A 12,709-nucleotide genomic window follows, 5' to 3' on the forward strand; every position below is an offset into this window, starting at 1 on the left:
GAATTTCCGGACCTGGCCTTCACGAGACTCACTGCTGATCGCAGATCGGGATCGGCCGGGCAGGCGGTGCGGGATGGTCCTTCTTATACTGGACGATGATCGGCTCGAGGGTCTCCTTGGGCCAGAACTTGGGCGTGCCGATTTCTTTCAGGCAGGATTCGTTCCAGTACAATCCGGATTGGGCAGGGGAATGTCCGGCCGCAACGGCCTTGGCAATCGCCTTGATATCCGAGGATTCGGGATAGATGTAAAGCGTCGTCGGATTGTCCTTCACCATGGAGATGATCTGATTGGCGTCTGAGGCCGACCAGCTTGTGCAGCCGTCGCTGCGGCCGCCGGCATATTCGACCAGCTTCCCGAGCGGAACATATCCGTCCCGGTTGGCATAGGGGCTCTGTGGGTCTTTCTTCATGCAAATGCCGGCGACCTTAGCCGCCGCATGTCCGCCGATGGCCCGCTGCCGCGCATTGGCGGTTTCGCCCTCGCCGTCAAACTGGAGGAAGGTGCGAAGATAGGCGACCTCCTTCGCCTGCGAGAGCTTGTAGTAACCCTTGAAGGTCGTCTTCGTCTCTTCCGTCAGATAGGAGCCACCCGTCGTCAGGTTGGAATCCATCGCGTTGCCGAAGTTCTTCGCACACATGCGGCCATTACCGAAATCGGCAACACCTTTGAGATCGCGACCGCTGCCGTGGCCCGATGAGACGATACGAAAGGTCTGGGCCGCCTCGCAGACGATATAGAAGCGGCCTGCCGACTTGCCGTCATTGGGCGTGTTCGGACGGGTGGCGTCCATGGCGAAGTAGCAGGGATTTTTGACCGTGCCTTCGCTCACTTTCCGCATGTAGAGCGCACGAGCTCTCTGCAGGACCGGCAGGGCAATCTGCCCGTCACCGGCGCCGACATAGGCGCCGAGCCATGCCGGAATATCCGGCTGCCGGGTCGCTGCCAGTGATTGCGATGTGGCGGGGATGACAAGGGCGAGGGAGCAAAGGCTGAGCATCTGGGCGACGCTTCGAAGGGCATATCTCAACCGCACGGAAATGGTTCTCCTATCAAATATCCTGGATCCACACCCGGCACAGCCGGCCAAAGCGATTTTGACAGGAGCCTGCCCCACAAGCCCGGCTGTCATGCGCTCGAATCCAGAAATCATATTTGTTCGCTGCTTTGCTGAACGAGACCCTAACAGGCGCGGGAATCTCTGCTGACTAGGAAAATTCTGTGCCTGCGATTCATTTTTCTGCTGGTTTGCGTCAGCATTCTTCAGCGATCGCGGCGCAAATATGGCAGGCGTCATGCAGCCCTTGGGTTGAATATCCCACGTCCGGGATCCTACTTCTTCTTTCGAAGCCGCCGTGTCAAATTGAGAGTGGAGGATACTAGCGGGCACCATGGCTCGATCGATATCGGCCATAATCGGCCATTGCCTCCGGTGCCAAATCCTGCAGCTCCTTCGAGGCCGGCCGCCCCTTGAGGTGGATAAATATTGGTCGCGGCTTGCTGGTTTGATTAAACGTTAGATAGGCGCTTTCTAATGGCCGCTTCGTGAGCCACTCGGAATCATGACCGAATGTTATGTTCAGCTGCGCGCGATCGAGCCGGTACGTACTTGCAAACGGTCCGATACAGCTTGTTTCGACAATCGTCGTCGAATCAAGCAGAACCGCAGTCACCGTTCGCAGAGAGGCTGATATCCCCGAAACTATCGCGAAGATCACACCCCAGACTGCCCATATGATCAAACGCCTGCGCGTGAAGAATGGACCCTGGTCGAGCATTTCGATCGCAGGTCCATAACGATTCGGCCTGCGAACTAATGCGGCAAAACTGGAGACGATGGCTGTCTGCAACAGAAAACTGCTGAGGAATATCGCAGCCATGCGATGGCTACAGTCGAAGCTTGAGAAGAAACCATCGTCCAGGACTACCATCACACCCCCCGTGCTGCGTAGGAGACTATTACGCATGCCCAAAGGAACTCTTACTTCTCAACTCCGTGGAGTTTGGATCATTATCCAACGGAATGAAGATTAAACTGCTCAACCTGTGATGCGGAGAAAACCATGCATATTGCTAGGGGTGCACCAGCTCATGGCCGCCGCATCAAGGCGAAATAGAAAAGGGCCCCGAAGGGCCCTTTGTGATCGATCGGCGCGAAGCTTAGCGCTGGAGGTTGACCAGCACGTCCAGCAGGTCGGCGCCCGTCTGGAACACCTTGGAATTGGCTGTGTAGCTCTTCTGTGCCTGGATCATGTCGGTGAGCTGGCCGGCCAGGTCGACGTTCGATGCTTCCAGCGAGTTCGACTGGATGTAGCCGAGGCCGTTGCTGTTGGCGAAGCTGGTGACGGTGACACCGGAGTCGGCATTGGCCTGATAGACGTTGCCGCTCATGAGCGTCAGCTTGTCCGGGCTTGCAACGGTTGCCAGCGGGATCTGATAGATCGCCTTCGGATCGCCTTTCGCATAGTTGGCGTAGACGACGCCGTTTTTGTCGATCGTCACGCCGGTGACGGGCGCCGCTGCTTGCCCGTTGGTGGACCCGGTGGAAGCGAAAGCCGAGGCTTTCTGGGTCATCTTGCTCAGGTCCATCGCGATCGAGCCGGCAGTCTTCGGATCGTTGATCGTAAAGCTGCCACCACTTAGCATGTTGCCGCTTGTATCGAAAGTCAGCGTGCTTGTCGCAACAGGGGCAGATGAGTAGGGGAAGGATGATCCGCTGCCCGACGTGTTCGCATCGGCATTGCGGTAGACGGCGACTTCCCATGTGCCTGATGTCGCTGGGGTCGGCGGAGTAGTGGTGGGATCGGCAGGCTTGGCATCCGCCGTCTTGGTATAATAGATGTCATACATGACGGTGTTGCCGAGCTTGTCATAGCCGACCACCGAGCTTTTCTGGGTATCAGTCGTAGCCGCCGCACCCGTACCACCCGTTCCCGTGTAGGCGGTGCTTGGCAATGCGCCGGTCGCAACTGTGGCACCCGAATTCAGGTTGCCTGTAAAGCTGCCGGAGGTCGAGGGAGAGTTGGCAAGGCCGCTTTGGTTGACGTTGATCGGGACGAGGCCATCGAAGCCGTTGACGACGACGGCGGGCGCGCCGGAGGCGTAGGAATAACCCATCAGGGTGTAGCCGGCGGAATTGACGAGGTTGCCATTGGCATCGGGGGTGAAGTCACCCGCGCGCGTCAGAACCGTCTTGCCGTCGGCGCCCTGCACGACAAAGAAGCCGGCGCCGCGGATCGACAGGTCGGTGCCCGACGAGGTGGATATGGCATCGCCTTGCTGCGAGACCGAATAGCTGACGTTCGTCTCGACGCTACCGGAATTGTAGTTGCCGCCGCCCGATGGCAGAATCAACGACGAAAAGCTGGCTGTTGCCGACTTGTAGGCCGTTGTGTTGACGTTCGCGATGTTGTCCGACACGGTGCTAAGCTTATTTGCTTGCGCGTTCATGCCTGAAACGGACGTTTTCATGCTACCAAAGATGCTCATTGGTTCCTCGCACGTTGCTGATGCCGCCACGATAGCGAGGGTGACTTGTGTGAAACTGGCTTTTTCCTGTGTTGCAAAGTCGAGAAAAGTTTTCCGCTTCGATAATCGGCTTGCGGCGGAGCTTTGAATTTCGGGGCTGTTAGGGTGCAGGGCGTGCCTATTGCGCGGGCAGATGCGGGGCAGGAAAGTCCAGCACGCGGCTGGTATAGCTTTCGATCAGCGCACTGAACGGCGTGCCGTCGGGCAGCTTCAATACGGCGTGATGTTCGAGAAGAAACGGAGGTAGGGCGAGAGCTGCGCCAGCGGAGGGTGGCAGATCGGCACCGCTATCCCATCCTTGCGGGAGAGGCGACCAAAGCAACTTTGCCGACAGATTCGTGCGGGAGAAATTAAGGGCCTGAACGGCCCGACCGAAGGCGACGTCGCTCGTTTCAAGGGCCTTGTTCATATCTGCCGTAAGCTTTGCCGGCACATACCAGTTATCCGCCTCCGACAGCACGCGATCGCCGCATGCGAGGCGCACGCGGCGATAGGCGATAGGCTCGTCAGCTCCGACCGCCAGCAGTTTCCGGATTTCAGTGTCGGCAGTCTTGTCCTGACCGCGCACGCGCTGCGCAACGATTTTCGAGCCTTCCGGGGCAAGCTTATGCGCAGCGCACCAGCGATCGAGCGTCAGCGTGGCGCTGGCATTGCTGAGGAGATCGGCATTCAGTGTCTGCAGGATTGCCAGCGCTTCCAGACGCGAGGTCGGCGTGTCGGGCCACGGAGAAATAGCTGCCATCTCCTGCGCGATCGCCGTCTGCGCGCCAAGGGCAACAGCGAGGGAACTGCCGAGAGTGATCATACGGACGAATGACGGGGGCTTTGATGGCATGCGCTGAAATCCTCCGGCGGATTTGATTTTACGGCCGAGGCCTTATGGCTGACTAAAATGTCGCTGGCATAAATGGCAGGCCCGCCGCCATTGGCAAGACCCGAAATATTGGGGATGCGCGTCTATGATCCGATTGCGTTCAGACCTGTGACGGTCATCCGAATAAGACCTGCCGTGGCGACGAAAGCCAGAGCGGAGACGAACAGTGCCGCCAGGATCAGCACGCCATCCCGTGCCATCAGGGCGACCGCGATCGCCACGAGGGCAGCGACCGGCAGATAGTTGCCGAGCGGGATCGGAAGGGCAATGGCGATCGCCAGCAGGAATATCGGAAATGAGAGCAGCCATTGCATGGTTGCGCCCGTAAAAAGGGCCAGCCGTCCGGGACGAACGACCGCCTCGATCCTGGCGAGGATCGGCGCGCTGTAACGCACGGTGAGTTCCACGATTGATGGCGAAAGCCTGCGTCGGCTGAGGAAGGCCGGCAGCCATATGGTCCGGCGACCGATTGCAATCTGCGCCGCCACCAGGGCAAGCGCACTGCCGAATACGACGCCGAACGGTCCCGGTATCGGGATCAGTGCCGGCAGCGAGAGAAAGAGAATGATAAAGGCCAAGCTCGGGTGCCCGAGGCCACAGAGCGCCTCGCCGATAGAGATGCCGCCCTGTTCATGGGCGAACCTGGCGAGCTGGTGCAGGCGAGTGGATGCCCGGTCATCATGCTCAGTCGTGCCGGCAGCCTGTTCTGTCATCGGACATCACCAGATGAGGTCACCGGAATTTCTTGCTTACACAAAGCATCAAGCTTCATCGGCACCTTCGCCGCTTCCTTGTATAAGCTTGATGATGGGCGCACAGTCCGGATTGCTTTTGTCGAGCAGATTGGCAGGGCTGCTCCAGCCGGTCGAGAGGCCGATGACGGTGGAAATCGTCCAGAAGGTGTCTTCGGAGGCGCGCCGCGCCAGCGCCGGGACCTCGGACGAAAGACATGCTTGCGATTGCCTGACGGTCTCGGCCGGCTGACCGGCGGCAACGGCATGCCGCTCGATCTCGGCTTGCAGAGGACCGAGGGCGAAAGTTGCAAAAAGGGCTGCGAGGAGATTGGAGATCATGTCTGTACCTTGTCGGAGGTCTGTTTGAAGCGGGGAGGGACGTGCCCCGGAAGGGGGCACCTCACGGCATCAGGCGCTTTCGGTTTCGGTTTTGTTGCGTGTCTTCAGCAGGCTCCAGCCGACGCCGCTTGCAATGATGGCGAAGGTGATGCCGAGCGAGAGGGCGGCGGGGAATTTTTCCAGATCCAGCATGTCGGCGACGAAGATCTTCGAACCGATGAAGACGAGCACGATGGCCAGCGCCGGCTTCAGATATTGGAAGCGGTGGATCATGGCGGCGAGCGCAAAATAGAGGGCACGCAGGCCGAGGATCGCGAAGATATTCGACGTATAGACGATGAACGGATCGGTGGTGATCGCGAAGATTGCGGGAACCGAATCCACGGCGAAGATCACGTCTGCCACTTCGATCAGCACGAGCGCCATGAAAAGCGGCGTGATGAACCAGACCATCTTACCGGTCTGCGGATTCGGCTGCTTGATGAAGAAGCGCTCGCCATGATGATGGTCGGTGACGTTGAAGCGGCTGCGCATGAAGCGCACGAGCGGGTTCTTCGACACATCCGGCTCGGTATCCTTCACGACCAGCATCTTGATGCCGGTGATGATGAGGAAGGCGGCGAAAACATAGAGCAGCGATGAGAACTCGGCCACCAATGTCGCGCCGACGCCGATCATGATGGCGCGCAGCACGATGACGCCGAGAATGCCCCAGAAGAGCACGCGGTGCTGATAGAGACGGGGCACGGCGAAGAAGGCGAAGATGAGGGCAATGACGAAGACGTTGTCGAGAGCCAGCGTTTTTTCGACGACGAAGCCCGTCATATAGGCAAGGCCGGAATCGGCGCCGAGATACCACCATACCCAGCCGCCGAAGGCGAGGCCAAGGGTGATATAGAGGACAGAGAGCTTGATGCTCTCGCCGACGCCGATCTCCTTGTTTTCCTTATGCAGGACGCCAAGATCGAAAGAGAGGATGGCGATGACGAGCGCCAGGAAGCTCATCCACATCCAGAGCGGCTTTCCCAGCCACTCGACGAAGAGAAAAGACGTTTCCATGAGAGAAAACCCCTGTCGGCGCAATGTCGGAAACGGTCCGACATCGCAAGAGCGCCGACGGCTCTCACCAGAGGGGCCCGGACCAGCGGGTTGGCCAATAGCTGGGAAGCGACTGTTAGCCTTTCAAGAGGCTTGCGCGCATTTTGCAGCAGAGCAGCAACATCATTTGCCCGTCTCACCCGTCGCCCGACCGATGTGAACGCCGTAAACGCTTGCCCTCTCCTGTGCGACGAAATCCGCCAGGGCAGGGGGAATTTCGACGTGACCGCTGTGCCGCCCGAGGATGTGGAATCCTTTTGGAAGACAGGTCGCGATGCGGTCGATTATCTTTTCATAATCGACAACAAGCATCTCCCGTCCCGCCATGAGGCTGAAAAGCTCCGCGTCGGCGATAACGTGCTCATTTTCGCAAAACCAGTAGGAGGAGATCGTCAGGTCGGGAAGATAGCCGATCGGTGCCGGCAGGTTTCGTTGCTCGAACTGGAAACGCCCAGGCAGTCCGGCAGCCGATATCAGTTCCCGGGCGAGAGAAAGCTGATGTTCGGATATGTCTAGACCGTGAAGCTGAAGCTCGGGATTGCCGGCGAGATAGGCAAAGGCAAGGCTGAAAGCGCCGGAGCCGCAGCCGAGGTCACATACTCTTCTATACTTGTGAACAGTTGCACGAAGGCTGGTGAGCGCCTGCAGGCATTTTAGTGAGTTCCGCATCCCGAATGCACGCATAAAGGCATCGGCGGCGCGGCTATAGTCGAATATCTCTATCTGACGCCTGCTTTCGACGGCATTGCGCAAGGCGATGGAATCGTTGCTGGGATGATACAGATGATTGCATCTGAGCAGGACTTCGGCAAATTCTTCGAAATGCCGCGTCTGTACATCCGTGGTCATGCAAGCCGATCCTCGCCAAGGAGATTGTCTTTGGTATGATTGGAAGGGCTGTATGCGCAGAAAGCAACCCCTCAAAACTTGCCCTTGACGCTCAACAGGGCACGGCCGCGTGGCGGTGACCGCCAAGCGCCTTCGCCATATCAGCCGTGCGGCAAATGAACCGGAAATCCCTCGAAGGTCTTGAGGGTATCGAGGACGATCGCCGTCTTCACATGCTGGACCGATTCATGCGGAAGCAGCACGTCGTTGACGAAGCGGGAGAGATCGGTGAGCCCGCGGGTGGCGACCTTCAGGTGATAGTCCATTTCGCCCGTCAACGCATAGGCTTCCAGCACCTCGGGCAGACCGTTGATGAGCTGCGAAAACCGGCGGGCGTTGTCCCTGTTGTGAGTGGCAAGCGTCACAGAAATGACCACGAGCATGTCCAGCCCCAGCCTCTGCCGGTCGAGATTGGCCTGGTAGCTGCGAATATAGCCCTCCGCCTCCAGTCGCGTGCGGCGGCGCGAGCATTGCGAAGGCGATAGCGCGATGCGTTCACCCAGCTCGTTGTTCGTCAGTCTGCCGTCTTTCTGAAGCTCCTCCAGCAGGCGTAGATCCAGTTTATCGAGCTGTTCTTCCATTGCGAAAAATCCTCAAAGTCCTCACGAAACGTGCGTAATATTTTCCCCTTCGGTTAAGATAGCAAGTTTTCACTCACGGTGATCGGTATAGCTTGCATGATAATGGATTGCGGATGACGACGAATTGACGGGACCGTTTGCATGTGTACGCAGCATTTTAGATGCGGCACATACAATCAGGATTGCTTATCGGTTTCTGTTTTGGAATTAGTGGTTGTGGAAAGTTGACCCATTTTTACATGATTGTCATCTGGCTTTTATATGTGGGGAGCGGGAAGCAACCAAACGCAGGGGGTGTAAATGCGTAAACTTCTTCTCGCCATGATGTCTGCGACCATAATGTCCGGCGCAGCCCATGCAGCGACAGTCTATCCGTTGGACCGGGCAACGGTACTCGCCGGCTCTCCGTTCGATTTCAAGGTGGAATTCAGCCAGGTCGTGAAGCCGGAAGACGTGAAGGTCACGGTTAACGGCGAAAGCTACGACGCGGTTTTCGGCAAGGCGGCTGATTTCGTCGGCGAAGAAAAGGGTGCTGAGGACAAAGTTCTCGGATCTGCCCTGATCCTGCGTGGCGTCAAGCTCGCAAAGCCCGGCCAGTACAAGGTCGAGGTTTCGGCCGGCGACGAGAAGAAATCCGTCAACTGGGATGTTTATGGCACTTCGGCGACGCCGAAAGCCAAGAACATCATCTTCCTGCTCGGCGATGGTCTCTCGGTTGCGCATCGCACCGGCGCCCGCCTCATGTCCAAGGGCATGACCGAAGGCAAGGCCAATGGCCGCCTCGCCATGGACGACATCCCGCCGGTTGCCTTCATCGGCACGTCCTCGACCTCGGCGATTGCCACCGACAGTGCCAATACCATGTCGGCTTACATGACCGGCCACAAGTCGGCCGTGAACGCCCTCGGCGTCTATGCCGACCGCACGCCAGCAAGCCTCGATGATCCCAAGGTCGAAACCATCGGCGAGGCCCTGCGCCGCACCGGCAAGAAGTCGCTTGGCATCGTCACCACGGCCGAAGTCGAGGATGCGACGCCGGCAGCGCTCGTTTCCCATACCCGCAAGCGTGGCGACAAGGCCGATATCGTCGGCATGATGTATGACGTCAAGCCGGATGTCCTGCTCGGCGGCGGCTCGGCCTATTTCCTGGCGAAAAGCGTGCCCGGTTCCAAGCGCAAGGACGATAAGGATTATATCGCGCTCTTCAAGGATGCCGGCTATGCCGTTGCGACCGACAAGAACGAACTGGCGGCTGCCGCCGGCTCGAACCAGGACAGGCTGCTCGGCCTTTTCCATACCGGCAATCTCGACGTCACGCTCGACCGCGAATTCCTCAAGAAGGGCACTGTCGACAAGTTCCCGAACCAGCCTGGCCTCGTAGATATGACCAAGATCGCGCTCGACAAGCTTTCCAAGAATCCGGATGGCTTCTTCCTGATGGTCGAGGGTGCGTCCATCGACAAGATGAGCCATCCGCTCGATTGGGAGCGCGCTCTGGTCGATACGATCGAGTTCGACAAGGCCGTTGCCGTCGCCCGCGAGTTCCAAGCCAAGAACCCGGATACGCTTGTTGTCGTCACCGGCGACCACACGCATGGCGTCTCGATCATCGGCACTGTCGACGATAACAAGCCGGGCACAGAAATGCGTGAGAAGGTCGGCACCTATGCGGCTGCCGGCTTCCCGAACTATGAGGACAAGGATGGCGACGGCTATCCGGACCGCGTCGACGTTTCGCGCCGCCTGTTTATCGCCGCCAACAACGGCCCTGATCACTACGAGACCTTCCGTCCGAAGCTCGATGGTCCTTTCGTTCCGGCGATCCAGAACGAGAAGAAGGAATATGTCGCAAATGAAGCCTACAAGGATGTGCCCGGCGCCGTCTTCGTGCAAGGCAACCTTCCGAAGGACGAGGACAGCGGTGTCCACGCCGTCGATGATGTCGTGCTCCAGGCGGCAGGTCCAGGTGCCGAAGGCTTCCGTGGTTACATGGAACAGAGCGATGTCTACCGGGTGCTGGCCGATACTTTCGCGCTCGGCACCGAAAAGATGTAAGTCCTGACAGGCCATGTGAATAGGGCAGGCGGTGTCGAAACCGCCTGTTTTCTCCATTTTTATGAGGGTACGCGATGTCGAAGCATCAGATCGCCACCATCAATCGTCGAGACTTTCTGGCCGCCGCCGCAGCCTTGCCTGTCATGGGCATTGCGGTACGTGCCAATGCCTCCGAGAAACTAGGCTTCGGCGAGCTCTACAAGAGTTTCGGTCCGCTCGGGCTCGAATTTTCCGACAAGGTCAAGCAGTCGAGCGGCAAGGACGTCGCCATCAACGGCTTCATGGCGCCGCCCTTGAAGGCGGAGGCGGCCTTCTTCGTGCTCACGGAAATCCCGATGTCGCTTTGCCCCTTCTGCTCTTCCGATGCCGACTGGCCAGATAATATCGTGGTCGTCTATCTCTCGTCCAAGCAGACATTCGTGCAGTACAACGCGCCGATCATGGCGCGCGGCGTGCTGGAGTTCGGCTCGTGGACCGATCCCGAAACCGGCTTTATCAGCCAGCTGCGTCTCAGGGACGCCTCGTTCAGGACTGTTTGATCCTCATGCTCGCTCTCGATGTTTCCGGCCTGAGGATGCAGTTCCCCGGCCTTGCCGCACCGGTTCTCTCCATCGACCGCTTCCATCTGCCACCGGGCGGTCGGCTTGCGATCACGGGTGCGTCCGGCTCAGGCAAGAGTACCTTCGTCAATGCGATTACCGGGCTGGAAGACGTCAGGGATGGCAGCGTGTCCTGGAGCGGAACGGAAATCACGCGCCTCTCTGCAGGCCGGCGCGACGCCTTTCGCGCCCGCAATATCGGCCTTGTCATGCAGGATTTTCATCTGTTTCCCGGCCTGTCCGCCTTCGAGAACGTCGTGTTACCGATCAAGCTGACACGGCGCCTTGCGGCCAGCGAACGGGAACGAGCGCTTTATCTGCTGACGGTGACCGGTATCGCCCGACCGCAGCAAAAGATCGAAACCCTGTCGCGCGGCGAGATGCAGCGCGTTGCCGTTGCCCGCGCACTGCTGTCGCGTCCGGGCGTCATCGTCGCCGACGAGCCGACCGCCAGCCTGGATCGCCAGGCAGGCAACGAGGTTGCAGAGCTGCTGCTGCAATTGTCGGCAGAAGAAGGGACGACGCTCATCGTGGTCACGCATGACACAGCGCTCGCCGCGCGTCTTGGTCGCCGCATCAATCTGGCAAGCGGGCGCATCGAGGAAGACAGCCAAGAGGTGGCCGCGCAATGATCACCTTCATCCTTGCCGACCTCAGGCGTTTCTGGAGTGGGGCGCTGGCTGTTGTCGTGCTGATTGCCCTGTCGGTCGCGCTGAGCGTGACGGTGACGCTGCAGGAGCGGGCCGTCCGTCTCGGTAGCGCTCGCGCCGCCGAGAAATTCGATCTGCTTGTCGGAGCCGCGGGTAGCGAGACGCAGCTGGCGCTTTCCGCCGTCTTTCTGCAGCCCGCGCCGCTGCCGCTGATGGACGGCGCCGTCCTTTCCCGCCTTGCCAACGATCCGCGTGTCGAATTGGCCGCACCCGTCGGCTTCGGCGATTCTGCCTACGGGCATCCGATCGTCGGCACAACCACAGGCCTGATCTCGTCCCTTTCGCCAACGCTCTCGCAAGGTGCGATGTTTGCACACCTCGGCGAAGCGGTTGTCGGCTCCGATGTCGCCCTGTCGACCGGTGCGGAAGTCAAGCCAATGCACGGCACGCCCGAGGCCGGTGGCGAAACCCATACGGCCATCGCCTACAAGATCACGGGCCGCATGGCGCCGACGGGAACCGCTTGGGACCGCGCGATCCTCGTGCCGATCCGGGCGGTCTGGCAGTTGCACGGCATGCATGGCGGGGAATATCACGACCATGATGGCGATGAAGCAGATGCGCACGGCGCGGCCAATCCTGAACAAGATCGTCATGAAGGCCACGAACACGGGCATATCGACGCTGATGCGCCGCTGGATGAGCATTTCGACGCGCAGACACCGGGCGTGCCCGCCGTTCTCGTCAAGCCGAAGACGATTGCCGATGCCTATCGCCTCAGGCAGGAATACCGCACCGGCACGACCCTTGGCGTCTTTCCAGCGGAGGTGTTGACCCGGCTCTATGCGACGCTCGGCGATGCCCGCAGTCTGCTTCTGGCGATCGCGCTTGGGACGCAAGCGATCGTCATTGCCGCCATCGTGCTTGTCACCATCATGCATGTCGGATCCAGGCGGCGGCAGATCGGTGCCTTGCGGGCGCTCGGAACGCCGCTCCGCTCGATCGTCATGCTTGTCTGGGGCGAGCTCTTCATTCTGTTTGCCGCCGGCATCGCGCTCGGCATCGCGTTTGGTTATCTCGCAGCGCTGACGATCTCCGCGAGACTCGCGGCTGCGACGGCGGTGCATTTGCCGGTTGGCTTCGTCTTCGACGATCTATGGCTTGTCGGAGGTTTCGCGGCCGTTGCGGCGATCATCTCCGTCGTCCCGGCGGTCAGTGCCTTGCGCTCCAGTCCCGCTACGGCGCTGCGCGCCTGACGGCAGCGGTCAAAAGGGCGTCCGCTGGCCGCTCTTTTCCCGTAGGCTTATGTGGCGTTTTGATTGCCCATATAGCTTCGCGCAAGGTCTGGTTGCGATAATCGATG

13 protein-coding genes are annotated in these 12,709 nt (G+C 59.4%); 4 read left to right on the forward strand and 9 right to left on the reverse strand.

The window, feature by feature from the left end:
* Positions 1 to 28: 28 nt before the first annotated feature.
* The 9 genes from FHT73_RS10225 to FHT73_RS10265 all read right to left on the reverse strand — a co-directional run bounded on the left by FHT73_RS10225 (position 29) and on the right by FHT73_RS10265 (position 8,042).
* Positions 29 to 1,036: a hypothetical protein gene (locus FHT73_RS10225; RefSeq protein ID WP_183711370.1), complete on the reverse strand. Its 1,008-nt coding sequence runs from the start codon at positions 1,034 to 1,036 to the stop codon at positions 29 to 31.
* 343 nt (positions 1,037 to 1,379) lie between these two features.
* On the reverse strand, positions 1,380 to 1,931 hold the full coding sequence (locus tag FHT73_RS10230) for a hypothetical protein (protein ID WP_183711372.1): 552 nt from the start codon (positions 1,929 to 1,931) through the stop codon (positions 1,380 to 1,382).
* A gap of 229 nt (positions 1,932 to 2,160) precedes the next feature.
* The gene (locus FHT73_RS10235; RefSeq protein ID WP_112608589.1) at positions 2,161 to 3,489 is read right to left on the reverse strand and encodes a flagellar hook protein FlgE; all 1,329 of its coding nucleotides are present in this window, start codon (positions 3,487 to 3,489) and stop codon (positions 2,161 to 2,163) included.
* Between the two features lie 157 nt (positions 3,490 to 3,646).
* A complete protein-coding gene (locus tag FHT73_RS10240; RefSeq protein WP_183711374.1) occupies positions 3,647 to 4,363 on the reverse strand; it encodes a hypothetical protein in 717 nt (238 codons plus the stop codon).
* A gap of 122 nt (positions 4,364 to 4,485) precedes the next feature.
* A complete protein-coding gene (locus tag FHT73_RS10245; protein ID WP_183711376.1) occupies positions 4,486 to 5,115 on the reverse strand; it encodes an exopolysaccharide biosynthesis protein in 630 nt (209 codons plus the stop codon).
* 48 nt (positions 5,116 to 5,163) lie between these two features.
* Positions 5,164 to 5,475: a hypothetical protein gene (locus tag FHT73_RS10250; protein ID WP_183711378.1), complete on the reverse strand. Its 312-nt coding sequence runs from the start codon at positions 5,473 to 5,475 to the stop codon at positions 5,164 to 5,166.
* Between the two features lie 69 nt (positions 5,476 to 5,544).
* Positions 5,545 to 6,534 (reverse strand): TerC family protein, encoded by a 990-nt coding sequence (locus FHT73_RS10255; RefSeq protein ID WP_183711380.1) that lies wholly within the window; start codon positions 6,532 to 6,534, stop codon positions 5,545 to 5,547.
* Between the two features lie 162 nt (positions 6,535 to 6,696).
* A complete protein-coding gene (locus tag FHT73_RS10260; protein WP_246712088.1) occupies positions 6,697 to 7,548 on the reverse strand; it encodes a class I SAM-dependent methyltransferase in 852 nt (283 codons plus the stop codon).
* Between the two features lie 14 nt (positions 7,549 to 7,562).
* Complete coding sequence (locus FHT73_RS10265; protein ID WP_015343530.1) at positions 7,563 to 8,042, reverse strand: Lrp/AsnC family transcriptional regulator; 480 nt, start codon at positions 8,040 to 8,042, stop codon at positions 7,563 to 7,565.
* Between the two features lie 300 nt (positions 8,043 to 8,342).
* On the opposite strand from FHT73_RS10265, the gene FHT73_RS10270 reads away from it, so the two are divergent.
* The 4 genes from FHT73_RS10270 (at position 8,343) to FHT73_RS10285 (ending at position 12,602) form a co-directional block, all read left to right on the forward strand.
* Positions 8,343 to 10,097, forward strand: coding sequence for an alkaline phosphatase (locus tag FHT73_RS10270; protein ID WP_112608601.1), 1,755 nt, complete (start codon positions 8,343 to 8,345; stop codon positions 10,095 to 10,097).
* 74 nt (positions 10,098 to 10,171) lie between these two features.
* Entirely contained in the window at positions 10,172 to 10,636 is a 465-nt protein-coding gene (locus FHT73_RS10275; RefSeq protein ID WP_112608603.1) for a hypothetical protein, read from the forward strand.
* A gap of 5 nt (positions 10,637 to 10,641) precedes the next feature.
* Complete coding sequence (locus tag FHT73_RS10280) at positions 10,642 to 11,328, forward strand: ATP-binding cassette domain-containing protein (protein WP_183711388.1); 687 nt, start codon at positions 10,642 to 10,644, stop codon at positions 11,326 to 11,328.
* Positions 11,325 to 12,602 carry an ABC transporter permease gene (locus FHT73_RS10285; protein ID WP_112608605.1) on the forward strand — a complete coding sequence of 426 codons (1,278 nt, stop codon included), beginning with the start codon at positions 11,325 to 11,327 and terminating at the stop codon, positions 12,600 to 12,602. The genes FHT73_RS10280 and FHT73_RS10285 overlap by 4 nt, the downstream gene beginning before the upstream one ends.
* Positions 12,603 to 12,709: the final 107 nt, after the last annotated feature.

This window comes from Rhizobium sp. BK098, from assembly GCF_014193155.1.
GTDB lineage: Bacteria > Pseudomonadota > Alphaproteobacteria > Rhizobiales > Rhizobiaceae > Rhizobium.